Source organism: Spiribacter vilamensis (assembly GCF_004217415.1).
GTDB lineage: Bacteria > Pseudomonadota > Gammaproteobacteria > Nitrococcales > Nitrococcaceae > Spiribacter > Spiribacter vilamensis.
Genome location: NZ_SHLI01000001.1, coordinates 505,403 through 529,104, shown reverse-complemented (window position 1 = coordinate 529,104; position 23,702 = coordinate 505,403). Strand labels below are relative to the sequence as shown.

Genomic DNA, 23,702 nt, shown 5'->3' with positions numbered 1-23,702 from the left:
CTGCGCATTTCCGCCGCAGCCTATAATCGCGGCATGGACAACGACACTCGCACAATCCGCGCCAATCTGATCGACCTCCACGACCGGCGGATCTACGCCGCCGCGGTTGCCTGGAGCGCCCGGCACATCGTCGCCATCACCACGCTCGGGCCGCCCGATCCGTCACTGGATTACCTGCTACCGGGCTTTATCGATGCCCATGTGCATGTCGAGAGCACCATGCTCACTCCCGCCGAGTTCGGCCGGATTGCCTGCCGGCACGGCACGGTGGCCGCCGTCAGCGATCCCCACGAGATCGCCAATATCCTCGGGACGGACGGGGTCCATTACATGGCATCGGATGCACAGCGCAGTCCGATCCCGATCCATTTCGGGGCACCGGCCTGCGTCCCCGCCACTGCGCACGAGACGTCCGGGGCCGAGCTGCGCGCCAGTCATATCGAGAAGCTTCTGAGCGAGGGCCATGCGGAACACCTCGCCGAGGTGATGGACTTTCCCGGTGTGCTCGAGCGCGAACCCGGCTTAATGGCAAAGATCGACATCGCAAAGCAACGCGGCCGCCGGGTGGACGGTCATGCACCGGGGCTGACCGGCGACGCGGCACGGCGCTATGCCGACGCCGGCATCGATAACGATCACGAGTGTGCGACCCGCGAAGAGGCCGAGGCAAAGCTCGCCGCGGGCATGCACCTGGTCATCCGCGAGGGGTCGGCGGCGAAAAACTTCGCGGCACTGCACCCGCTGATTGATTCATACCCGCAGCAGATCATGTTCTGCACCGACGATCTGCACCCGGATGACCTTGTTGCCGGCCACATCAACCGACTCTGTGCCCGGGCAATCGCCGCCGGTCACGATCGCTTCGATGTACTGCGCGCGGGCTGTATCAACCCGGTGCGGCACTACCGGCTGCCGGTCGGTCAGCTGCGCGTCGGTGATCGAATGGATGCCGTCCTCGTCGATGATCCCGACCGGCTGAATGTCCTCACGACCTGGGTGGCGGGCAACCGCGTTGCCGAGGACGGGAACAGTCTCTCCCGACATCAGCCCGCAGCGCTGATCAATCGCTTCAATAGCGCACCAGTCACTGCCGACGCGCTGACGGCCGCGCTGCCGCGGGCAGACCCGAGCGATCCGTCGATAAGTCTGCGGGTGATCGAGTGCCGCGACGGGGCCCTCGACACTTCGGAAAGACGGGTCAAACCCTGTTGGGAGGGCGATCAGCCCACTCCCGATCCGGGCAACGATGTGCTGATGCTCGCGGTGGTCAACCGCTACCGGGTCACCCCGCCCGCAGTCGCCTTTATCCGCGGGTTCGGGCTCAACGATGGTGCAATCGCCGGCTCCATCGCGCACGACTCGCACAACGTCATCGCTGTTGGCAGCAGCGCTCAATGGGTAGCGGAGGCACTGAACCGCGTCATCGACATGCGGGGTGGCATCGCTGCGGCCGGCAAGGCGGGGACCGATCAGCTGCCGCTACCGGTTGCGGGGCTGATGAGCGACGCGGACGGCGACACCATGGCGCATCGGCACGAGGCGCTGGTTACCCTCGCGCAGCGACTGGGAACGCCGCTGACGGCTCCTTTCATGACGCTGTCGTTCATGGCACTGCTGGTGATTCCGGCCCTCAAACTCAGTGACCGCGGCCTGTTCGATGGCGAGCGATTTGCGTTCGTGCCGTTGCTGGATGGGGCGTAGTTCTCAGTCTCCCGCATAGCACTCGTAGACAATCCGGCCATCAAGCCCTGAAGGAGTTGGACGATGGCCCGTGACTATATTCGCCCCGAGATCCCCGACCGCCTGTACACCGAGCTGACGCGAGACCAGCGCCTTCTGATCAACCCGGAGAAGGACGATCTGCTACGGGCCCTGGAGACGACACAGCACGGTTCACGGGAGCGTTTGCTGACGATACCCCGAGTACTCCGCGGCTGGCGGCGTCTGCACGGTGGCGATACCGATCTGGTTGCCCTTGCAGCGCGAACGGAAGCACCGGACCACTACCAATGGCCCATGCGGGTTAGCGTATTCCAGGCCGTTGTTATCACCCCGAAGCTGATCGGCGCTGTCTTCGAGCGCGCGCGCATCGAACCGGGCCAGTCACTGCAATGGCCGATTCCACCCATCGCGGACTCGACACGGGATCGGCGCAACGCAATAGTCACCACCTTCTGGATGCACTTGAGCGACCACGATATCCGCCAGCTGGATCAATACACCGCCGCCGCATAGGCCCGGGGGCGCAATCAATTGACGGCAACGGGGAGAAGCGGAAAACTGGAGCGTCTTACAACAACGAGGAGAGATTGAATGGCGTATTACCGCAGCCTGTTACCCGCTTTGGCGCTGGGTATTGCCCTGTCCCCGCTGCCCGTTAGCGCGCAGGACGGGACATCATTCGACGATATGGAGCCCATCGAGCTGCGTCTCGCCCATGTCGTCAACGAGCAGGACGGGTTCCACCTCGCCGCCGAGAAGTTCGAGGAACTCGTCGAGGCGCGGACCGACGGCGTCGTCGATGTAGAGCTTTTCCCCAACGCACAGCTCGGCGACGAGCGCACTCTGCTCGAGGGGATGCAGATCGGCACCGTCGACATGGGTGTCATTACCAACGGCCCGGTCGCCAATTTCGTTGAGGAAATCGCGGTCTTCGAACTACCGTTTCTGTTCCCGTCCCGGGAGGCCGCCTATCGCGTGCTCGATGGTCCAATCGGCCAGGATCTGCTCGAGGAGCTCGAGCGCGTCAACCTCAAGGGGCTCGCCTACGCCGAGCGTGGCTTTCGCAACCTCACCAACAGCCGCGGCCCGGTCAGTGAACCCGCCGACCTCGAGGGGATGAAGCTGCGGGTGATGGAGAACCCGGTCTACGTCGACACCTTCCGCGAACTCGGTGCCAACGCCGTGCCCATGGCTTGGACCGAGGCACTGACCGCCATGCAGCAGGGCACCATCGACGGCCAGGAAAACCCGGTGAACGTCATCCACTCGTTCGAGCTCAACGAGACGCAGACCCACATGACCCTGAGCCGGCACACCTATGCACCGGCGATCTTTGTCATGGGGCTGCCGGTCTGGAGCGAACTGCCTGCGTCCGTGCAGGCGGTGGTCGAGCAGGCCGCCCAGGAGGCCGCGGAGTACGAGCGTCGGATCAACGCCGAAATGGAGGCAGAGCAGCTCGCCGAGCTGAAGGCGCGCGGCATGACAGTGACCGAGGATCCGGATCTGGCGGCCTTCCGAGAGGCGGTTGCGCCCGTCTACGACAAGTACGAGGAGCGCTTCGGCGAGTACCTGACGCGGATCCGCGAAGAACTGGACTGATCGTTTGCTGGCGACACTCCAGCGCGTCGAGGGCGTCATTGATGCCGTGCTGCAACGCATTGCGTTTGCCGGTGTTGTGGCGCTCATCGGCGTCATGTCCCTGCAGATCGTGTCACGGCTGTTCTTCAACGCCACCAGCTGGAGCGAGGAAACGGCACGTTATCTACTCATCTGGTTGACCTTCCTGGGGGCTTGCCTGGCCTTTCGGCGCGGCCGGCATATCGCGGTCAGCGTGATCGCCGACGGTCTGCCTTCACCGATCCCCCGGATCGCTAAGGCGCTCGTCGCGATAGTGGCCCTCGTGTTCATGATCGTCCTGGTGTGGGTTGGACTCGACTACATGGCCCTGCAGTCGTATCAGCAGTCGCCAGCGCTGCAGATCCCCATGTCGGCGGTGTACGCGGTCATGCCGCTGAGCGCCGGAATCATGGGGTTCATGGCATTCATTGATTTGCTTGAGGCGCTGGCCGGGCGATGACGCTGCTGCTGTTCACCAGCTTCCTGTTATTCCTTGTTATCGGCGTGCCGGTGGCCATTGCGATCGGTGCGAGCACCGTCGCCGCGCTGTGGGCCGATGGCGTGTCGCTCATGGTCCTGCCCCAGCGATTGTTTGCCGGTATCGATTCATTCGCGTTGGTCGCCGTGCCGCTTTTCATCCTCGCCGGCGACCTGATGGCCGGTGGCCGGATCAGCGAAAAGCTCGTCGCCTTCGCCGATTCCCTGCTGGGGTTCGTGAAAGGCGGGCTATCGGTCGTATCGGTGCTCGCGGGCATGTTCTTCGCCGCCATATCCGGCTCCGGCGCCGCCACCACGGCTGCCATCGGCTCCGCGCTGGTGCCCGAGCTCCGTCGCCGGGGGTATGACCCTGCCGCCGCGGCCAGCCTGATTGCCGCAAGCGGCACCATCGGTGTAGTGATCCCGCCCTCGGTCCCGCTGATCATCTACGCGGTGATCGCCCGCGAATCGGTCACCGAGCTTTTCCTGACCGGTTTTCTGCCCGGGGTCGCCATGGGCGTAGGTCTGATGGCCATTGCCGTGACGCAGGCCTACCGGCGCAACTATCCGCGCGGTTCCGCCTTCAGCCTTGGTCATGTCTGGAGCACTTTGCGCGGGGCATTCTGGGGACTGCTGACACCGCTGATTATTCTCGGCGGCATCTTCTCCGGGCTTTTCACACCCAGCGAGGCCGCCGTGATCGCGGTCAACTATGCGGTTTTCGTCTCGCTGGTCATCGAGCGCGATCTTGGCCTGCGGGACGTGTACCGCATCATGATCCGCTCGGTGATCACCACCGCTGTCATCATGTTCGTGATTGCGACCTCCGCCGTCCTCAGCTGGACACTGGCCAACTGGAGCATTCCCGGCCAGATCGCGGAATTCGCGCTCTCGCTATCCAGCAACCCCTATACGATCATGCTGCTGGTGGTGACGGTCATCCTGCTCACGGGTGTCTTCATCGAGACGGCCAGTGCACTGATTATTCTTACGCCGGTATTGTTGCCGCTGGTCACGCAGATCGGCGTCGATCCGATCCATTTCGGGATCATCATCGTGGTCGGACTGGCGATTGGCATGATCACGCCGCCGGTGGCCATTAACCTGTATGTGGCCTCCTCGGTCACCGGGCAGCCTCTGGAGCGGATCGCCCGCGCCGTCATCCCCTATCTCCTGTGCCTGATCAGCGTGTTGCTCGCCGTGGTTTATCTGCCGATGATCGTCGCGGGTTAGTCACCGAGCGCGAATGCAACGGCCGCCTCGGCGTGCAAACGGGTCGTATCCAGTAACGGCGCCGGTGATGTCCCGGCATCGACCAGCAGACCGATCTCCGTGCATCCAAGAATCACCGCCTCGGCCCCCTGGTTGACCAGGCCTTCAATGATCGCCTCGAAACGCCGGCGGGATTCGGCATTGACCACCCCCTGGCAGAGCTCGTCGAAAATCACCCGATCGATCAGCTCCCGATCCGCGCTCTCCGGCACGTCGACCTGGAGCGTATCGTCCGCGAGGCGATCCGTCAGAAAGGATTCTTCCATCGCATAGCGAGTGCCGAGCAACGCGACCTGGCGATAGCCGGCCGACTTGATGGCCTGGCGGGTTACATCGCTGATGTGCAGGAATGGCACTGACGTCGCCTGCTCGATCGGGCCGGCCACCTTGTGCATGGTGTTGGTACACAGGACCAGGGCGTCGGCGCCGGCCATTTCCAGCCGGCGGCCGATACCGGCCAGTCGGGCGCCGGCGCGTTTCCATTCGCCATTGGCCTGCATGGTCTCGATCGGGGCAAAGTCGACACTGTGGAGGATGATTTCCGCCGAGTGGAGGCCTCCCAGCGAGGCTCGAACACCCTGATTGATCAGCGCGTAGTAGCTCTGGGTGGACTCCCAGCTCATCCCCCCGATCAAGCCCAGTGTTTTCACGGCGTATCTCCTTTATCAGCCAGAAAACGATCCAGCGCGTCGGCAAAGCGCTTGCGATCGGCATGGGTCAGTGCGGGCGGACCCCCTGTCTGAACCCCGCTGCTGCGCAGCGTCTCCATGAAATCGCGCATCTGCAGTCGCGCCCGTATGTTCTCGCGGGTCTGCACCTCGCCACGCGGACTGAGCACCATGGCGCCCTTGTCGATCACCTCCGCGGCAAGCGGGATATCGGCGGTAATCACCAGATCGCCATCATGGACACGGCGGACGATTTCGTCATCGGCCTTGTCGAACCCCGCGCTGACCTGGACGGCGTCGATCAGGGAAGTGGGCGGCGTCTGCACGGGCTGGTTCGCGATCAGGGTAAGGCGTGCGCCAACACGCTGAGCGGCCCGGAAGAGGATCTCGCGCACGGTCCCGGGGCAGGCATCGGCATCCACCCATAGATGTGCTGGATGACTCGCCTGTTGCATGACGGCCGCCTAGCGGGCCTTCCAGCCCGTCCAGATGATCGCAAGCCAGGCAAACATAAGGAGCGTGCCACCCACTGGCGTAATATAGGTGAACTCGATGACATCCAGCGCGACACCGAGGTAGATGCTGACACTGAAAAGCACGGTGCCGACGAACATCAACCAGGCAGCGATCTGGAGCCGGCCCCGTGTCTCGCTGGCAAGCGGCAGCGCGAGCCCGAACGCCAGGGCCAGCAATGCCACCGCATGGACCTGGTTATAGCGGACCGCGGTCATCAGGTATCGGAAATACTCGGCCTCCACGGCCGGGCGAATCGTGTGCTCGGAAATCGCACCGAACGCCACGGCGAGCAGGCCCAGCAGGCCTGCCAGGATCAGGAAAATGCGCATTGTAGCTGTCGCTCGCTGTTTGGTTTTATGCTGTTCGGAATGAGTGACCATTGCCCTGGTTGAGTAACGGAAAACCCATGACTTTTTCATCGATCAGGATCGCATCACTGCGCATCGCGCGGATCGCGCTGGACGCCGGGAATCTCTGGCAGAGCAACAATGCGCTCGGCAACGCCGGTGCGCTCGCATTTTACACGCTGTTCTCGCTGGCTCCCATCCTCATCTTCGTCATCACGGCAGTGGGTTTTCTGCTCGGCCCCGAAGCGGCGGAGACACGGATCGTGGGCCAGCTGCAGGGGTTCATCGGCGAGGAGGCGGCACAGGCGGCACGGCAGGTGATCGCCAATACGCGCATTGACCGGGCCGGCTGGCTGCCAACCATTGCCGGGCTCGGGGCGATGACGGTGGGTGCCACCGCCGTTTTCGCACAGCTACAGCGATCCCTGAACGCCATCTGGGGCGTCACCCTGCAGCCAACCCGGCGTGGCCGGATCCTGATGGTGCTCCGCAACCGCCTCCTGTCGCTGCTGATCGTTGGGCTGTTCGGCCTGAGCCTGCTGGTAACGCTCGTCTCGAGTGTTGTAGTCAGGGCGGTGGCGCGCTTTGCGGCGGATTGGCTGCCATTCGACGTCGGATTACTGACGCTACTCGATACCGCACTGACCCTGTCCGTCATGACGATCCTCTTCGCCGCGATCTTCCGGATCCTGCCGGATGTCAGACTGAGCTGGCGGGATGTCATGCCCGGCGCTCTGATCACCGCCATTCTTTTCATGCCCGGGCGCCAACTCATGGCGAGCTACCTCACCCTCACTGCCCCCGGTTCGGCCTATGGTGCCGCCGGATCGCTGGTCGTCCTTCTCCTGTGGATCTACGGATCGGCACTGATCGTGCTGCTCGGGGCGGCCGCGACACGGGCCATCTTCACCGCCAGGGGCGGCGTGATCGTGCCCCGCTGATAAGCGCAGGACACCGCGTTATAACCGGACGTTGTGACCTCAGACTGAATCCATCTAGCCGATCTGTTGCGACAGGTGTGCCCGTTACCTATCGTTCCGTTCTAACAATGCAGGGCGACTATCGCCTGAACGCATAAAAACGGATCAATCAGAGGAATTCAGCCATGTATCGCGGGAAACCCGGCCTTCCACCTATCCATCACGGCATTGGCCGGATTGCCATTGGCGCCGGACTTACCCTGGCACTGGCCATGCCGGCGCCCGCTCAGGAGCGGGAATTACTCAACTCATCCTACGATATCGCGCGCGAGCTCTTCGCCGACTACAACACCCTGTTCGAGGAGCACTGGGAGGCGCAGACCGGCGAGACGGTCAACATCCGGCAGTCCCACGCCGGTTCGTCCAAGCAGGCACGGGCGATCCTGCAGGGTCTCGATGCGGATGTGGTGACCTACAACCAGGTCACCGACGTCAATATCCTTGCCGAACGCGGCAACCTCATTCCCCCGGACTGGGCCGATCGCCTGCCGAATAACAGTTCACCCTATTACTCCACCATGGCCTTCCTGGTGCGGGAGGGGAATCCGAAAGGCATTCAGAACTGGGACGACCTGGTCGCCGAGGATGTCGATCTGATCATGCCCAACCCGAAGACCTCCGGGAACGCGCGGTATACCTTCCTTGCCGCCCAGGGGTACGCGCAGTCGCGCTTTGGTGACGATCAGGAGAAGATCGACGGCTTTCTGAGCGATCTGCTCGGCCAGGTCAAGGTCTTCGACTCCGGCGGTCGCGGCGCGACAACCACCTTCGTTGAACGCGGGCTGGGTGACGTACTCCTCACCTTCGAATCAGAGGTGAACAACATCCCGTCGCAGCATCCGGACAAGGGCTTCGAGATCGTCGTCCCGGAGGTCAGCTTCCTCGCGGAATTCCCGGTTACCGTCATCGACGCCAATATCGAGGAGAAGGGCACGGGTGATCTGGCGCGGGCCTATCTCGAGCATCTGTATTCGGAGGAGGCGCAGCGCCTGCTGGCCAGCTTCAACTACCGGGTCCATGTCGAGGACGTTGCGACGGAGGTCTCGGACCGGTTCCCCGAGGTCGAACTCATGAGCGTCGAGGAGATCGCCGGCAGCTGGGAGGAGGCCATGGAAAACTTTGAAAGCGGCGGACGGCTTGACCGGCTGCAGCGGCGCTAGACGATACAGCGACCGTCGATGAACGCCAGTAAGCGCGTTTTGCCGGGGTTCGGCCTGAGCCTCGGCATCTCGCTTTTCTTCATCAGCCTGATCATCCTGCTGCCCATCACCGGCCTTTTCATCCGGGCGGCCGGCATGGGCTGGGAGCAGTTCTGGCTGGTCGTCAGCGATCCACGGGTGGTTGCCGCCTATCGGATCACGGGTCTGGCCGCGCTCGCCGCTTCGCTGTTCAACTGCGGGTTCGGTTTGTTGATGGCGTGGGTGCTGGTTCGCTATGACTTTCCCGGCCGACGGGTGCTCGATGCGCTGATGGATCTGCCCTTCGCCCTGCCAACGGCCGTGGCCGGCATTACACTGGCGACGCTGTTCGCCGAGAGCGGCTGGTACGGCGGCTGGCTTGCCGAACTGGGTATCGAGGTCGCCTACACCCCGCTGGGGATTATCGTGGCGATGGCGTTTACCAGCGTACCGTTTGTCGTCCGCACGGTTCAGCCCGTTCTCGAGGAGCTCTCCCCGGAAGACGAGGAAGCGGCGATGAGTCTGGGTGCCTCGGATTTCACCGTTTTCCGCCGGATCCTGCTGCCCGCGCTATGGCCGGCGGTGGTGACGGGCGGTGCGCTGTCGTTCGCCCGCAGCCTGGGTGAGTACGGCGCGGTGATCTTCATTGCCGGCAACTCGCCGTACATCAGCGAGGTGATCAGCCTGATGATTTTCGTGCGTCTCGAGGAATACGACTTCCCCGCCGCGAGTGCAATCGCGGCGGTCGTATTGACGGTCTCGCTGCTGCTTTTGCTGGGCATCAACATCTGGCAAGAGCGCTATCTGAAGCGCTTGCACGGAGGCTGAGGCATGGCCGCCCGCCATCACCGCCGCGTCGGCGACGGTCCCATGGTCCGCCGCACGCTGATCACGCTGGCAATCACGCTGACGGGGCTATTGCTGCTGATGCCCCTGGTGCTGATCTTCGTCCAGGCCTTTGCGGATGGCTGGGCTGGCTATATCGGCAACATTCTCAACGAGTACACGCTCCACGCCATCGGCCTGACACTGTTCGTGGCCCTGCTGACCGTCCCGCTCAACCTGGTGTTCGGGGTGTTCCTTGCCTGGCTCGTGACGCGGTTCCGCTTCCCCGGCCGCAAGCTGCTCGCCACGCTGATCGACATACCCTTTGCGGTGTCACCGGTGGTGGCCGGTCTGCTCTTTCTGTTGCTCTATGGCCGCAACGGCTGGGTGGGCGACTGGCTCGGTCAATACGATATCGAGCTGATGTTCGCCTGGCCGGGAATCTTGATGGTAACGGTCTTCGTGACCTGCCCGTTCGTGGCGCGCGAGCTCATCCCCCTGATGCAACAGCAGGGTGGCGAGGAGGAAGAGGCCGGGGTTGTGCTGGGGGCCTCGGGCTGGCAACTGTTCCGGCGGGTGACTTTTCCGAATATCCGCTGGGCGCTGCTCTACGGCGTCATCCTCACCAACGCCCGGGCGGTGGGCGAGTTCGGCGCCGTTTCGGTGGTCTCGGGCAGCATTCGCAGCGAGACCAACACCCTGCCCCTGCAGGTCGAGCTGCTCTACCAGGACTACAACATCGTCGGCGCCTTCACCGCCTCGTCTCTGCTCGCCGGCATCGCACTGATGACGCTGATCGCCAAGACCGTCATCGAATGGCGGCAGAGCCATCACTGAGGGACCGAAATGGGTATCACGATCGAGCGCATCGGAAAATCGTTCCGCGGGCTACCGGCGCTGGACAACATCGAACTGGCTATCCCGGATGGCGAGCTCACCGCCCTGCTCGGCCCGTCCGGATCGGGCAAAACAACGCTGCTGCGGATACTCGCCGGGCTCGAGACCCCCGATACAGGCCGTATCCGGTTCGGTGAAACGGATGTGACCGACCGCCATGTACGCGATCGGCGGGTCGGATTCGTCTTCCAGCACTACGCGCTGTTCCGGCACATGAATGTCGCCGAGAACATCGCCTTTGGCCTGAGTGTGCTGCCGCGAGCCGAGCGCCCCGACCGCGCCGCGATTGACCGGCGAGTCAACGAGCTGCTCGAGATGATCCAGCTCGAGTCCCTGCACGATCGCTACCCGGCCCAGCTCTCCGGCGGACAGAAGCAGCGCGTCGCGCTCGCCCGGGCAATGGCGGTCAAGCCCGAGATCCTGCTCCTCGACGAGCCCTTCGGGGCCCTCGACGCCAAGGTGCGCAAGGAGCTGCGGCGCTGGCTTCGAAACCTCCACGATGAGCTGCATTTCACCAGTGTCTTCGTGACCCACGACCAGGAGGAGGCGCTGGAGCTCTCCGACCAGGTCGTGGTCATGAACCACGGCCGGATCGAACAGGTGGACCCGCCGCAGACAGTGTACGAGCGCCCGGCCAGCCGGTTCGTGTTCGATTTCCTGGGGCGGGTCAATATCCTCCCCGGACGGATCCACGATCGGGTGCTCACGCAGGGGTCGGCCCGGGTGCGTCTGCCCGATACCTGCCCGACGGCCGCCGCCCAGCTCTACCTGCGCCCCCATGAGGTCCGTCTGTGTGACACGCCCGGCGATGACGCCTATCTGCCATTCCGGATCGAGGCCATCAATCTGATCGGCGCCGAGGTACGACTCGAGCTCCGGCCGGAGGGCTGGGAGAGCCCGGAACTCTGGGAAGTCGGCATGACCCATGCGGATTTCAACCGCCGGCGGCCGCAACGTGGCGATCGCTGTTTCGCACAACCCACCATCGGCCACCTGTTCGTCGAATCACGGGCCGCACCGCAGACGATGATCTGGGTGTAGAGCGACCGCGTTACACTGATCGCATGATTCACTTACTCACCACCGGCGGCACCATCGCCAGCACCGCCAGCGACCAGGGTCGCAATGTCGCCGGTGCGCTTAGCGCCGACCATCTGATGGAACGGATCGGGGCGGCGATGGGTGATGAACACCCCGTCCAGAGCGAGTCCCTGCTCCAGAAGCCCAGCAATGCGATCAGCCTGCAGGATTTGTGGCGTATCGCCGAGCGCTGCGAGGCCCTTCTAGGGGAAGCGGCCACCGAGGGCATCGTCATCACCCATGGCACCGACACCCTCGAGGATACGGCGTGGTTCCTGCAGCAGGCACTGGGCGACTGCCGCCGCCCCGTGGTTGTCACCGGTTCGCAACGCGCACTGCACGAAACCGGCTCGGATGCGCCCCGCAACCTCGTCGATGCGATTCGCGCAGCGAGCGCCCCGGAATCACGCGGCCAGGGCGTCCTGGTGGTCTTCGACGAGGAGATCCACAGCGCCACGCTGGTGCGCAAAATGAGCAGCTATCGCCTGGCCGGTTTCGGTTCGCCAGGCTACGGCCCGATCGGGCAGATCGATGGAGCGGCGCTGCGCTATGCCCTGCGCGCCCGCCCCGCCGATCCGGTTCCACGGGGCGAGGTGATACCGCGCGTGGACATACTGACCGCCGCGATCGATGGTACCTGCCTGATCGATGCCGCAGTGACCGATGGCGCTCGCGGCCTGGTGATCGATGCCCTCGGCCGTGGACAGGTGCCGCCGGACTGGGTGCCTGCCATCGAGCGGGCCAGCAGCGCCGGTATCCCGATCGCCGTGACCTCGAGCACCGGCTCGGGCCCGGTTCGAACGGTCTATGAATACATCGGTAGTCTAGAATCGATCATCGCGGTGGGTGCCCTGCCGGCGGGCGCACTCACGGCTCGGCAGGCGCGGATTCTGCTGATCATGCTGTTATCGGCGGGCGCCTCTCGTGCGGAACTGGCGGCCGGCTTGACCCGGGTCGCCGGCTGGCCGGCGGATTGATTAGCCGCGCCGGCGCCGAAACGGATCGGTAATTCGGCGAATCGCCCGGCCGAGTCCCTCCAGATCATCGATCGCGAGCTGCCCCTTGCGATCGACCTCCCGGCTCACCGAGGGCCCGATCGGCGCGTAGCAGCGATAACAGGTGCCGTTGTTGATCGCGGGAGCCGGGTCAAGCCACTGCATTGCCTCGGTGAGCGCCTGGCGACTACCACCGCGGGCCGGGATTGCCTGCAGCCGCATCACCCGGCCGCTGAGCGGCAGGCGGATCATGAGCCGTAGTGCCGGGCTAAAGCCGCTGACCAGCAAATGCGGATCCTGGGCGACACTCAGATCCGGCTCATGGATCTGGTGACGCGGATCGTCGCCGAAAACCCCGCGCAGGTAGTCGTAAATGGCCCAGAGCTTTTCGACGATACCGTTATCGAGGATCTGGTCGCGCTGTTTCTGCGTATAGGTGCCCTCCCGCAGGCCGCGAGGCACGCGCTCGACATCGATTCCGGGCATCGTGGTGTAGGCCTGTTGGCGCCATTCGGTGGAGGGCCGCACAAAGCTCGCGCGATGGCCGTGGATGGCGTTGGTGAGGTGATCGAATCCGTAGGTCCACTTGATCAGCACGGTCTCCACGGCGAACGCCTCAGCCTCGGTCTCGACACGGGCGACAATCACGCGAGTTACCTCATGGCCCGATGCCTTGATCGCGGCGATACGGCGCTGTTTATCGCTCTCATCACCCTCGTCGTGGAAATCCACGCGATCGCGGGTGCCCTTACCGACATAGAAGACCGCGTTGTCGCGTGGATCGCGAAGCTCGTAGACATAGTAGGGGAGCATGTGGTCGGCATCGCCGGGGGTCTGCTGTTCAGCCAATGAATCGTTCTCGCCGCGGTTAATCCGCGTAATGACAACACAGCCCGCGTGCGGCGCACCATGCCTCGAAGTCGGCCAGTACGGCCTCGGGTACTGTCAGCGTCGCAGTAACGCCTTCGCCATAGTCGATCGCCCGAAGATCGGCATCCGGCTGGCCGGAGAGCCAGTGGCGCAGCGGCTGCTCGTCGGCAAACGCCATGGCGAGCGAGCAATGCACCACCGGCTCTTCCGTACGGCCCGGCAACTCCGAGAGCACCGCCTCTGCCGCCCCGGCATAGGCCCTGACAAGCCCGCCGGCACCGAGCTTCGTACCGCCGAAATAGCGCGTTACAACGACGACGACATCGACCAGTCCCTTATGACCGATAACGCCCAGGATTGGCCGCCCCGCCGTACCGCCGGGCTCGCCATCGTCGCTCGATGCCGCGCTGTTTCGCCCCTGCCAGGCCCAGCAGTGATGCCGCGCCTCGGGATGCTGGCAACGCGACTCATCGACCGCGGCAAGGGCCGCGTCGCGGTCCGCTGCCGGCACGGCAGTGGCGATGAAGCGACTGCGCTTGACGGTGATCTCGGCGGTGCCGGTTGTTGCGGGTACGCGGTACATCACTGATCAGCGGCTGGCGACGGCTCGTTATTATGCGCATGAGTGCGCAATTCGGCATCCTGTCGAGCACTAATCTCCGTCATGTCCAAACAGCAAACGGAGATAAACCCATGCCAAGCGCCAAGCATTTACCCCTCGCCCTTGCACTGATGACGACAACCGCACCGACGATGGCTGCGAACGCCGGAGATGCCTACGTCGGCGGCGGATTCACGAGGACCAGTTACGATGAGCAGGGCGCTCCGGAATTCAATCCATCCGCGCTGATCGGGCGCCTGGGCTATTACGTGACGGACAATATCGCGGTCGAGGGCCGCCTCGGCTTCGGGCTCTCGAGCGACGAAACGAGTGCTCGATTGAATGGGATGAATGTGACCGGCGAGCTTGATATCGAACGGCTTGCAGGCGCCTATGCGGTCGCGCACCTGCCGGTCACCGGGGCAATGTCGGTCTATGGACTCGCCGGTTTCAGTTACGCCGAGGCGGAAATCACCGCAAGCGCCGGGGGATTGAGCGGCAGTCTGACCAGGGATGACACCGGATTCTCCTATGGTGTGGGGGCTCAAGCCGGGTTGACCGAAGCGATATCGGGTTATGTGGAATGGGCGAGCTATCTGGATCAGGATGCCTACGAGGCGACCGGCATCACGATCGGAGCCAGTTACGGCTTCTGATATCCCTTGGCCGGGCGGATGGCAGTACAATCCATCTCCATGAACACACGCCTCCCCCCGCCCGCTGTCCTGTTGATCGCCGCGGCACTCGTCTGGCTCATTGATCGATCGCTACCCGCGCTACGCGTATCGATCCCGGGGCTGGACGTTGCCGCCGGGCTGCTGGTCATTGCCAGCATCGTGCTGATGGGCATGGCCGCCGTCCGCTTCGCCGCGCGACACACAACGATCAACCCGATCCATCCCGAGCGCGCCAGTCATCTGATTGTGGGCGGCGCCTATGCCTACAGTCGCAACCCGATCTATCTCGGCGATGCACTGCTACTTGTCGCCTGGATACTGTGGCTGGGGAATCCCGCGGGCCTGATCATGGCGGCGGTGTTCGTCGTCTTCATCACCCGCTTCCAGATCCGGCCCGAGGAACGTGCCCTCGCGACGAGGTTCGGCGAGCGCTATCGTGCTTACTGTCGCGGCGTGCGGCGCTGGATCTGATGGCCCTGCAGGTGCGGGCATCGTTCAATGCGAAGACTCGAGCGAATTAATGGCGGATTGCAGTGCCGCAGCCAGTTCCCCGATCAGTGCCTCGTCGATATGGCCATCGCCTGATTTCAGACGCCGATCGACCGCCGCAGCACTGACCTCGATGCGCTTCGCTCCCACGGATAAGGCCGATCCTTTCAGCGAGTGCACCTGACGCATAACGGCATTGTCGCGGGGCTTGCGGAGCGAATCGGGCAGCGAGACAAGGTCATCCATCAACTGCTGATGGAACACAGCGAGTACTGATTCATAAAGCGCTTCGTCGCCGTCCACACAATCAAGGCCTGCTTCACGATCAAAGTCTCTGGCGATCACACGTTTCGAATACCCTTTTGCGTTTATGCCGAATGGCAGTTCTATCCCGTTGATATGCCCTACTGAATGATTGATGGCGGATTGCAGTGCCACGGCCAGTTTTCCGATCAGTGCCTCGTCGATGTCGCCATCACCTGATTTCAGACGTCGATCGATCGCCGCAGCACTGGCCTCGATGCGATTCGCTCCCACTGATCCCGCCGATCCCTTCAACGAGTGCACCTGACGCACAACAACCTCATCGTAGGGCCCACGGAGGGAATCGGGCAGCGAGGCAAAGTGATCCCTCAGCTGCTGATGGAATATCGCGAGTACCGATTCATAAAGCGTTTCATCGCCATCGACACAGGCGAGGCCTGCCTCACGATCAAAGTCTCTGGGCACCATCCGCTTGCACCACCTTGTCGCCTTTACACGTATTACAAAACCTCTTCAGCAGGATACACTCCTTGCCGAGTTTAGCGTCGAACGAAAAAGCCCAATGTCGCAGTCGCAGTCGCAGTCGCAGACGATCCTGATCGTGGAGGATGATCCGGTCATCCAAACGATAACTTCCGCCGGATTGGGCAAGAATGGCTGGGCGATAAGGCAGGCAAACAGCGCCGACGAGGCACTTGCCTCGATGCAGGCCGACCCGCCGGATCTGGTGCTGGTAAACATCAATCTGCCAGACGGCGACGGGTTTTCCTTGATTGAAACCGTTCGCCTCGGGCAAGCCGGCTCGAGCGACCGGGACATCCCTATTCTGGTTCTCACGGCCCAGGACGACACCGCATCCATCCATCAGGCATTCGCCGTGGGCGCCACTGACTTCATCACTAAGCCCGCCAAGCTGGCGCTGCTGGTCGTGCGGGTCGAGTATGCGTTGGCGGCCGCGGCGCGGGCACAGGCACTTGCAGACGCAAGGATAGAGCAGGCCGTCGCCTGTCGAATGGCGCGGCTGGGCTCATGGCGACTTGATCACGTAACCGGCCGACTGCAATGGTCGGCCGGGGCAGCCGAGCTGCTCGGCTGTGCCACCCTACCCGAGACCCGCGAGGCGCTGATCGAACGCGCCGCCGACAACAATCGCTACCGCCTGGAGGCAGCTTTTGACTCGGCGATTGCCGGCGAACGAGGCGTGGATGTCGAGTGCACCCTGTGGCTGCTTGATGACCAGCCCACCATCCTGCGACTACAGAGCGAGGCAAGCCGTAACCAGACCTGGCTGATTGGCGCCTTCCAGGATGTCACCGGGTTGCGCGCATTCGAGGATCGCGCGCGCTATCGGGCCGAATACGACGAACTCACGGACCTGCCAAGACATCGGCATTTCAACCGAGTACTCCGCGACCACATCAGCAAGCAGGGCGGGCAACCCTGGTCGGTCACGGTGATCGAAATCATCGGATTGAGCCGGATCAACGCAATGCTTGGCATCAGCGCTGGCGATCAAATAATCGCCACCTTTGCCCAGCGTCTAAGGGATGTTCTCTCCGCGAATGCTGTGGCGGGACGCCTTGAAGCCAATACCTTTGCAATCGCCTCACCCGTCGACACCATCGATATCCCAATCGCAGACTACGAGGAATGGCTGGCGCCGTTAGCCAGCTCCTTGTCGGTGGCGGGCGAAGAGGTGTTCGTCGATTTCTCCGCAGGCGCGAGTCTCTATCCAAGCGATGCCAGCGACGCGGAAACGTTGATCAATCGCGCGCAGTGGGCGCAGCAGTCGAATCGCGACCGCCGGGGTCATCGGCACGTTATGCTTTACCCGGAAACCGAAGGATTGGAAGAAAGCGGTGTCCTGAGCCTCGAAAGCGATATTCGCAAAGCCCTGGGGCGGGGAGAATTCTTCCTTGTCTACCAATTCCAGCAACCGGCCGACGGCGGGTCTTTCAACGGCGTAGAGGCGCTGCTGCGCTGGCGCCATCCCATTCATGGCGTTATCTCCCCTGGCCGGTTCATCCCCATGCTCGAGGAAATCGGGCTGATTGGCGATGTCGGCGAGTGGGTCCTCGATGAGGCCTGCAGGCAACTGGCGATCTGGCACGAGGCGAACGCGACACTGGTGTTGGGCGTCAATATCTCGGCACAGCAATTCGAGCGCCGTGATCTCGCCGACCGCGTTACCCGAATTGCCCGTCGTCACCGGGTCGATCCGCGCACAATTGAACTCGAGATCACCGAAAGCATGGCCATGCATAACCCGGACGCCAGCCAACGCATCCTGGAGCAACTTCGAGTCGCCGGATTCCGGCTTGCCATCGACGATTTCGGGACCGGTTATGCGTCCTACGAATCATTGCTGCGGTTTCCGATAGATACGCTGAAGATCGATCGAAGCCTTATCGAGGCGGTGACGGGCGATCGGCGTAACCGGTCAGTGATCCGGTCGATAAACTCCCTCGCCGACGGGCTCCGGTTCAAGACGATTGCTGAGGGTGTCGAAACCCAGCGCCAGCGCGACTACATGCATGCCCTCGAAATCGATGCCATTCAGGGATTCCTCATTCATCGACCCATGGAAGCAGACGCCTGCACCGGTCTGCTGACCGCCTCCTCCAAAGAGGAGGAGTAATGCGCGCCGAATTCGATCCGACCGGCACCGTGGCGGGGCTTGTCGAGGCTGTACGACGACTCCACGTTGACCCGACTGTGCATGCGGCTCTGGTGTTTGCCGCGGACGGTAACAACCTGCCGACGGAAGCGATGCATGCGGCCATCACCGCGTCGCCTCTGCCCCTGCTGGGCGGCATCTTCCCGGCGGTTGCCTATCGCAGTAAGAGCCACGAGCGAGGAACCCTCGTTGTAGGGCTTGACCAACTCCCCGACTATGGCGTTGTCGGCAACCTGAGCGCCACCAATACGGCGTTCGAGAGATCCATTTCGGCGTTCACGGACGACTGGCCCGACAAGCCCCGGGACACCACCTACCTGGTGGTTGTTGACGGTCTCGCCGCCCGGATCAGTGACCTGATCGAGGCCCTGTTCTTCAGTCTTGGCCTGGAGCAGAACTTTATCGGAGGGGGCGCCGGCTCGCTCAGTTTTCGTCAGTCGCCCTGCATCATCACCCCTGAAGGGCTGCACGAGGATGGCGCCCTGGTCGCCCGGCTGGCGGTTCGCAGTGCCATTGGCGTTAGCCATGGATGGCATCCGATCAGCAGGGCAATGACCGTCACCGAAAGCGAGGGTAACCGGGTACGGACCATCGACTGGCAACCGGCGGCCGAACTCTATGCCCGCGAGGTCTTCGCCCACGGCGGCCAGCAGATCGATGCGGACAACTTCTTTTCGATCGCCAAATCCTATCCCCTGGGGATCGCGCGGTACGGGGCGGAGGTTGTGGTCCGCGACCCGCTGATGATGAACGAGGCCGGTGAAATCGTCTGCGTGGGTGAGGTACCCGCCGGGTGCCCCATTCGGCTGCTGAACGGCGACGTAGATACCCTGCTCTCGGCGGCGGGTAATGCTCGACGTGAGGCCATCACGACTCGTCCGCAGGAAGCGATCGACACTGCGCTGATGTTTGACTGCATCTCGCGCGTGCTATTTCTGGGTGACGAACTGGGACGCGAACTGTATGCCGTGGGAGCCGGCACACCGATCCATGGCGCGTTCACGCTGGGCGAGATTGCCAATAGCGGGCGCGACTATCTCGACTTCCTCAATAAAAGCATCGTCTACGCGATTCTCGATTGATGAGCGATCAGCGCCCGCCTCTCACACATTCCATCCCCGAATCGGATCTGCTCTACGAGATATCCATCTCGATCGGCCAGAGTCTTAATCTCGACGAGATGCTCACCGAGAGCCTGCGCAAGATGCTGCGCGTTCTCAACTGCGTCAGCGGGTGCGTGCTGCAGTACACGCAGTCAGCTGACAACGATGATCGCGAAGCATCGTCGCTGCAGTGGCGCTATTCACTGGCATTGCCACGCACATTGACTCGACAGTGCGATTTTCAGCAGCTCATCGACTGGCTGGAATTGCCCGATCGCGACACCGAGCTGCCCCGCCTGGCCAGGCGCCTGCCGGCCCGACTCCCCGATCCCGCCAGTGACGGTGAAGACTACGTCTTTGACCTGCCCAATTTCGGAATCCTGCTGCTGCGGCGGCGGGGCAACGGTTTCACCCATAGCCTGCTGATGTCGCTGGCAGGACTGATGGAAAAACTGGCCAACGCCGCCCGCGCCTGCCTGTACGAAAGCGAGCTTCAGTACCAGATCGACCAGGCCAATGCGGCCAGCCGGGCCAAGAGCCAGTTTCTGGCCAACATGAGCCACGAGATCCGAACGCCCATGAATGGCGTCCTCGGCATGCTCGACCTACTGGCAGAGACCTCGTTGCAGACTGACCAGCGCCAGTATATCGATCTGGCCCGCAATAGTGCCGATCATCTGCTTGAAATCGTCAACATGGTTCTTGATCTGTCGAAAATCGAGGCCGACAAGTTTGAGCTTCGTCCCCAGAACTGTGACGTCCGTGCCCTGATCGGGCAGATTGTCCAGGCCCATACTCCCCGGGCAATGACTCGCGGGGTACGTCTGTACTGCACCCTCGACCCGCAACTGCCGGGGTCGCTGGTGGTTGATCCGGTGCGCCTGCAGCAGATCATCGACAACCTGCTCAGTAACGCACTCAAGTTTACCGATGAGGGCCATGTTGAGCTGCAAGTCGCCATGGCCGGGGCATCCGGCCCCGGCACTGACGGTATGCTGCCGATCGCATTCACGGTATTGGATACCGGCGTGGGCATTTCGCCGCATCGCCAGCGTCATGTGTTCGATTCGTTTGAACAGGCCAGCAACGCCAATGATCGCCCCTTTGAAGGTACCGGACTGGGGCTCGCCATTACCCGGCAGCTGACGGAACTGATGGGCGGCCAGATCTCGATGACTAGCGAGGAGGGCAAAGGAACCGTAATGCGGGTCGATCTGTTCCTTGGCTCGGGCCCTGCGCCCATGGCCGAGAAGAGCGTAACCGCCGGGACGAACGTACGACGCGTACTGACCATCGATGACGATGTCCGCGATGGCGCCCTGGCGCGAACGCTGTTTGAAACCCTCGGCGTCGAGGCGGTTATCGTCCCCGACATCGCCGAAGCCGTGTCGCAGAATGAGAAAGCCAGTGCCTGCGCCTCCGCATTCGATCTGATCCTCATGGATGCCCGGCTGAGCGCAATGGCCCATGATGACGCCGCCCTCGGCCCGATCCATGCCCTGCAGGCAGCCGGAACCCCGCTGCGGCTGGTCACTGACACGCTGGGTGCCGAGGCCGCCCACCAGGCGGACCGGCTGGGTGTTCCGCAGCCGATGTCCAAGCCGCTATCGATCCGCACAATTCGGACACTCCTGCAGACACTCGACCCTGCCCCGGCGCAGCCAACCCACTCAGTGAGAAATCGTGATCAGCGCCTTGCCGGCCTGCATGTCCTGCTGGCCGAGGACAACTCGGTCAATCGCATAATGGCCGAAAAGCTGCTCGAGAAAAACGCAATGTCGTTCCAGACTGCCGCAAACGGCGAAGAGGTCGTGGCGCGCTTCCACGAGACGCATTTTGACGTCATCCTCATGGATATCATGATGCCCGGTATGGATGGCGTGGAGGCAGCCCGTCATATCCGTGACCAGGAAAAGAGATATCGTCGCGCTCCCACGCCAATCGTGGCCGTGACCGCCAATGCCATTCAGAGCGACCAGGCCCAATATGCGGCAGCGGGAATGGAAGGTTACGTCACCAAACCGCTCAATGCCGATCGACTCAAGGCCGAGATCGACCGGGTCCGACAGAGAGCCCTCGATTGGCCAATCAATGAGGAACCTCCCAATGGCCAACAGTAGATCTACCGCCGCACTGATCGCCATCACTGCTTTGCTGGCACTCTGGAGCACCGCCTCCAGCGCACTGGAGGCCCCGGAAGGTCGGGTCATCCTCACTGTCGGCGGCGACATCGGAACCACCAACCGTGGCGATCAGGCGGTATTCGATGCCGAGATGCTCGCCGAACTCGAGGGCCGCAGGCTGGAGACCGAAACGCCCTGGCACGATGGACCCAAGACCTTCAGTGGCCCCCTGGCCCGGGCAGTACTCGATGCGGTGGATGCGCAGGGTGTGCAGATAACGGCAACCGCCCTCAACGACTACGGCGCCGAGATCCCGGTGGACGACTTGCGGGACTACGACGTCATCCTTGCCACCCACAAGGACGGCGAGCGCATGAGCGTGCGTGAGCGAGGCCCGATCTTTGTCATCTACTCATTCGACAGCCACCCCGAGCTCCACCGCGAAACCATCTACGGCCGCTCGGTCTGGCAGGTCAACCGACTTCACGTCGAATAGACGCCGGGCAGGATGCTCATGTGGGCCTGACGTTTCATAAACGCTTCTCAACCCTGATCCCACTGGGCGTGCTGTTCTTTGCCTTGATGGCGGTCGGAGTTTTGACGCTGCAAAAGCAGCGGGCGCTCGATGATGTGCTGCTCGAGGATGCGGTCTGGGCCACGTTCCAGCTCGACCGCGAACTGAAGAGTCTGCGGATTTCCCTGCTGCGTGCGACGCCCGAGACGGTTGCCGAGGTCAAGCTCAACTACGACATCCTCTACAGCCGTATCAATGTACTCCAGCGGGGTCAGGTCGCCGACCTGGTCCAGTCGGTGGAGGTTCGTGACTACAACGTCGACTCGCTGCTCGAGCGCATCAAAGCGCTGGACGGGCGCATAAGCACATTGAGCGCGAGCAACCTCAACGAGCGTCGTGAACCGCTTCTGGCGACGCTACAGCGGATTCAGGTCGGAACCGGCGACCTGCTCCTCGCCACCAACCGACATTTCGCCCGCGAGCGCCAGAAAAGCCGTGAAGGCCAGATCCGGATGATCCAGACGGTGCTGGTTCTCGCCGCGCTGGCGATGCTGGCCGGCCTGATGCTGGTCCGTCAGCTGCGCCGTCAACGCGCCTCACTGGAGGCTTCCAACCGCGAGCTGGAAACCGCCCGGGCCGAAGCCGAACAGGCCAGCCAGGCCAAGACCGAGTTCCTCGCCGTTATCAGCCACGAGGTGCGCACGCCGCTGAACGGCATCTTCGGGCTGACCGATATCATTCAGCAGGAGCTCACTCCGCAGTCCCGCGCCTATCGCTATTTGCAGACACTGCGCGCCAGCGCCGATGCCGTGTTCACGGTGGTCAACGATATCCTCGATTACTCGCGCATCCGGGCCGGCAAGCTCTCGCTGGTGCATCGACCGTTCTGCCTGGACGAATTCCTAGAGACCCTCTGCCGGGGTTACAGAATCCAGGCACAGCACGGCCCAATCACCTTCCACTGCCATTACCCCGACGACCTTGGTGACGTGCGCGGCGACCCCGATCGGCTCCGCCAGGTACTGATGAACCTGATCGACAACGCGTTCAAGTTCACCGAGCAAGGCCATGTCGCGCTGTCCGTAGAGGCCGAGCAGATCAAGGATCGCCTCGATTTGCGCTTTCATGTCGCCGACACCGGCTGCGGGATTGGTCTCGAGGATCAGGCAACGCTTTTTCAGGCCTTTTCGCAGGTGGATACATCGTTGACCCGGACGCACCAGGGCTCGGGGCTGGGTCTGGTCATCAGTCGGGAGTTGATCGACGAAATGGGCGGTGACATCCACATTGATAGTGAGCCCGGCCGTGGCAGCCGTTTCGAGGTGCACCTGCGACTGCCGATCGCCGCGTCATCGACAGCCGACGCCATGGCCAGTGACTCGGCCGAGGCGCCGACGGTACCGACTCGGATCGGTCGAATCCTGGTGGTCGAGGACAACCCCGTGAATCAGCTGGTGGCCCGGGCGATGCTCTCGAAGATGGGACACCGGGTTGTCGTTGTCGAGAATGGTCGCCAGGCCCTCGAGCAGTTCGAGGCCGAGACATTCGACCTGGTGGTCATGGACATGCAGATGCCGGTCATGGATGGACTGGAAGCCACGCGGGAGCTGCGGGCGCGCGGCGCGGCGCTGCCGATTATCGCGATGACGGCAAATGCCATGGACGAAGACGAGCAGCGCTGTCTGGATGCCGGCATGCAAAACGTAGTCAAAAAGCCGGTCGACGCCACCGAACTGGGCGCCACAATCGAGCGCTATATACCGCTCACTCCGAGTAGCGACTATTAACTGAATCGGCCGGGAACGCGTTT

General features: G+C 62.8%; 24 protein-coding genes. 18 read left to right on the top strand and 6 right to left on the bottom strand.

Features of this window, described 5'->3' with window-relative positions:
- The first annotated feature begins 33 nt into the window (after positions 1-33).
- From ade to EV698_RS02650, 5 genes are all read left to right on the top strand, one after another.
- Positions 34-1,701: an adenine deaminase gene (gene ade, locus EV698_RS02670; RefSeq protein WP_130502619.1), complete on the top strand. Its 1,668-nt coding sequence runs from the start codon at positions 34-36 to the stop codon at positions 1,699-1,701.
- 63 nt (positions 1,702-1,764) lie between these two features.
- A complete protein-coding gene (locus tag EV698_RS02665; protein WP_130502618.1) occupies positions 1,765-2,235 on the top strand; it encodes a hypothetical protein in 471 nt (156 codons plus the stop codon).
- Positions 2,236-2,313: 78 nt separating this feature from the next.
- The gene (locus tag EV698_RS02660; RefSeq protein ID WP_130502617.1) at positions 2,314-3,321 is read left to right on the top strand and encodes a TRAP transporter substrate-binding protein; all 1,008 of its coding nucleotides are present in this window, start codon (positions 2,314-2,316) and stop codon (positions 3,319-3,321) included.
- A 4-nt stretch (positions 3,322-3,325) separates the two neighbouring features.
- Entirely contained in the window at positions 3,326-3,799 is a 474-nt protein-coding gene (locus EV698_RS02655) for a TRAP transporter small permease (protein ID WP_207220476.1), read from the top strand.
- A complete protein-coding gene (locus EV698_RS02650) occupies positions 3,796-5,049 on the top strand; it encodes a TRAP transporter large permease (RefSeq protein ID WP_130502616.1) in 1,254 nt (417 codons plus the stop codon). Before EV698_RS02655 ends, EV698_RS02650 begins: the two co-directional genes overlap by 4 nt.
- Here the strand turns inward: EV698_RS02650 and EV698_RS02645 are convergent.
- Genes EV698_RS02645 through EV698_RS02635 form a run of 3 tightly spaced genes read right to left on the bottom strand, consistent with a single transcriptional unit; the run spans position 5,046 to position 6,601 of the window.
- Entirely contained in the window at positions 5,046-5,738 is a 693-nt protein-coding gene (locus tag EV698_RS02645) for an aspartate/glutamate racemase family protein (protein WP_130502615.1), read from the bottom strand. The genes EV698_RS02650 and EV698_RS02645 overlap by 4 nt on opposite strands.
- Positions 5,735-6,211, bottom strand: coding sequence for a YaiI/YqxD family protein (locus EV698_RS02640; protein ID WP_130502614.1), 477 nt, complete (start codon positions 6,209-6,211; stop codon positions 5,735-5,737). The genes EV698_RS02645 and EV698_RS02640 overlap by 4 nt, the downstream gene beginning before the upstream one ends.
- Before the next feature lie 9 nt (positions 6,212-6,220).
- On the bottom strand, positions 6,221-6,601 hold the full coding sequence (locus EV698_RS02635) for a DUF423 domain-containing protein (RefSeq protein ID WP_207220475.1): 381 nt from the start codon (positions 6,599-6,601) through the stop codon (positions 6,221-6,223).
- A gap of 77 nt (positions 6,602-6,678) precedes the next feature.
- On the opposite strand from EV698_RS02635, the gene EV698_RS02630 reads away from it, so the two are divergent.
- From EV698_RS02630 to EV698_RS02605, 6 genes are all read left to right on the top strand, one after another.
- Positions 6,679-7,560: a YihY/virulence factor BrkB family protein gene (locus EV698_RS02630; protein WP_130502613.1), complete on the top strand. Its 882-nt coding sequence runs from the start codon at positions 6,679-6,681 to the stop codon at positions 7,558-7,560.
- Between the two features lie 164 nt (positions 7,561-7,724).
- Positions 7,725-8,759 (top strand): thiosulfate ABC transporter substrate-binding protein CysP, encoded by a 1,035-nt coding sequence (cysP, locus tag EV698_RS02625; protein WP_130502612.1) that lies wholly within the window; start codon positions 7,725-7,727, stop codon positions 8,757-8,759.
- An 18-nt stretch (positions 8,760-8,777) separates the two neighbouring features.
- The gene (gene cysT / locus EV698_RS02620; RefSeq protein ID WP_130502611.1) at positions 8,778-9,605 is read left to right on the top strand and encodes a sulfate/thiosulfate ABC transporter permease CysT; all 828 of its coding nucleotides are present in this window, start codon (positions 8,778-8,780) and stop codon (positions 9,603-9,605) included.
- A gap of 3 nt (positions 9,606-9,608) precedes the next feature.
- Positions 9,609-10,439, top strand: coding sequence for a sulfate ABC transporter permease subunit CysW (gene cysW, locus EV698_RS02615; protein WP_130502610.1), 831 nt, complete (start codon positions 9,609-9,611; stop codon positions 10,437-10,439).
- A gap of 9 nt (positions 10,440-10,448) precedes the next feature.
- On the top strand, positions 10,449-11,540 hold the full coding sequence (locus tag EV698_RS02610; RefSeq protein ID WP_130502609.1) for a sulfate/molybdate ABC transporter ATP-binding protein: 1,092 nt from the start codon (positions 10,449-10,451) through the stop codon (positions 11,538-11,540).
- Positions 11,541-11,563: 23 nt separating this feature from the next.
- Positions 11,564-12,556 carry an asparaginase gene (locus tag EV698_RS02605; RefSeq protein WP_130502608.1) on the top strand — a complete coding sequence of 331 codons (993 nt, stop codon included), beginning with the start codon at positions 11,564-11,566 and terminating at the stop codon, positions 12,554-12,556.
- Here the strand turns inward: EV698_RS02605 and EV698_RS02600 are convergent, their stop codons facing one another.
- Together EV698_RS02600 and EV698_RS02595 are read right to left on the bottom strand one after the other, a co-directional pair.
- The gene (locus EV698_RS02600) at positions 12,557-13,423 is read right to left on the bottom strand and encodes a GIY-YIG nuclease family protein (RefSeq protein WP_130502607.1); all 867 of its coding nucleotides are present in this window, start codon (positions 13,421-13,423) and stop codon (positions 12,557-12,559) included.
- Between the two features lie 19 nt (positions 13,424-13,442).
- On the bottom strand, positions 13,443-14,027 hold the full coding sequence (locus EV698_RS02595) for an IMPACT family protein (RefSeq protein ID WP_130502606.1): 585 nt from the start codon (positions 14,025-14,027) through the stop codon (positions 13,443-13,445).
- A 110-nt stretch (positions 14,028-14,137) separates the two neighbouring features.
- Here EV698_RS02595 and EV698_RS02590 point away from each other — a divergent pair, with 110 nt between their 5' ends.
- Entirely contained in the window at positions 14,138-14,701 is a 564-nt protein-coding gene (locus tag EV698_RS02590; RefSeq protein WP_165385697.1) for a porin family protein, read from the top strand.
- Positions 14,702-14,740: 39 nt separating this feature from the next.
- Positions 14,741-15,193, top strand: a complete 453-nt coding sequence (locus EV698_RS02585) for a methyltransferase family protein (RefSeq protein WP_130502604.1) — start codon at positions 14,741-14,743, stop codon at positions 15,191-15,193.
- 24 nt (positions 15,194-15,217) lie between these two features.
- On the opposite strand, the gene EV698_RS02580 is transcribed toward EV698_RS02585, so the two are convergent.
- Entirely contained in the window at positions 15,218-15,943 is a 726-nt protein-coding gene (locus tag EV698_RS02580) for an Hpt domain-containing protein (protein WP_130502603.1), read from the bottom strand.
- Between the two features lie 94 nt (positions 15,944-16,037).
- Here EV698_RS02580 and EV698_RS02575 point away from each other — a divergent pair, with 94 nt between their 5' ends.
- From EV698_RS02575 to EV698_RS02555, 5 genes are read left to right on the top strand one after another with little or no spacing between them, the layout of a single operon-like run.
- Positions 16,038-18,113: a putative bifunctional diguanylate cyclase/phosphodiesterase gene (locus tag EV698_RS02575; RefSeq protein WP_130502602.1), complete on the top strand. Its 2,076-nt coding sequence runs from the start codon at positions 16,038-16,040 to the stop codon at positions 18,111-18,113.
- Positions 18,113-19,234, top strand: coding sequence for an FIST signal transduction protein (locus tag EV698_RS02570; protein WP_130502601.1), 1,122 nt, complete (start codon positions 18,113-18,115; stop codon positions 19,232-19,234). Before EV698_RS02575 ends, EV698_RS02570 begins: the two co-directional genes overlap by 1 nt.
- Complete coding sequence (locus EV698_RS02565) at positions 19,234-21,375, top strand: response regulator (protein WP_130502600.1); 2,142 nt, start codon at positions 19,234-19,236, stop codon at positions 21,373-21,375. Before EV698_RS02570 ends, EV698_RS02565 begins: the two co-directional genes overlap by 1 nt.
- On the top strand, positions 21,362-21,874 hold the full coding sequence (locus tag EV698_RS02560) for a putative pterin-binding protein (RefSeq protein ID WP_207220474.1): 513 nt from the start codon (positions 21,362-21,364) through the stop codon (positions 21,872-21,874). Before EV698_RS02565 ends, EV698_RS02560 begins: the two co-directional genes overlap by 14 nt.
- Positions 21,875-21,894: 20 nt before the next feature.
- On the top strand, positions 21,895-23,679 hold the full coding sequence (locus EV698_RS02555) for a response regulator (protein ID WP_130502599.1): 1,785 nt from the start codon (positions 21,895-21,897) through the stop codon (positions 23,677-23,679).
- Positions 23,680-23,702: the final 23 nt, after the last annotated feature.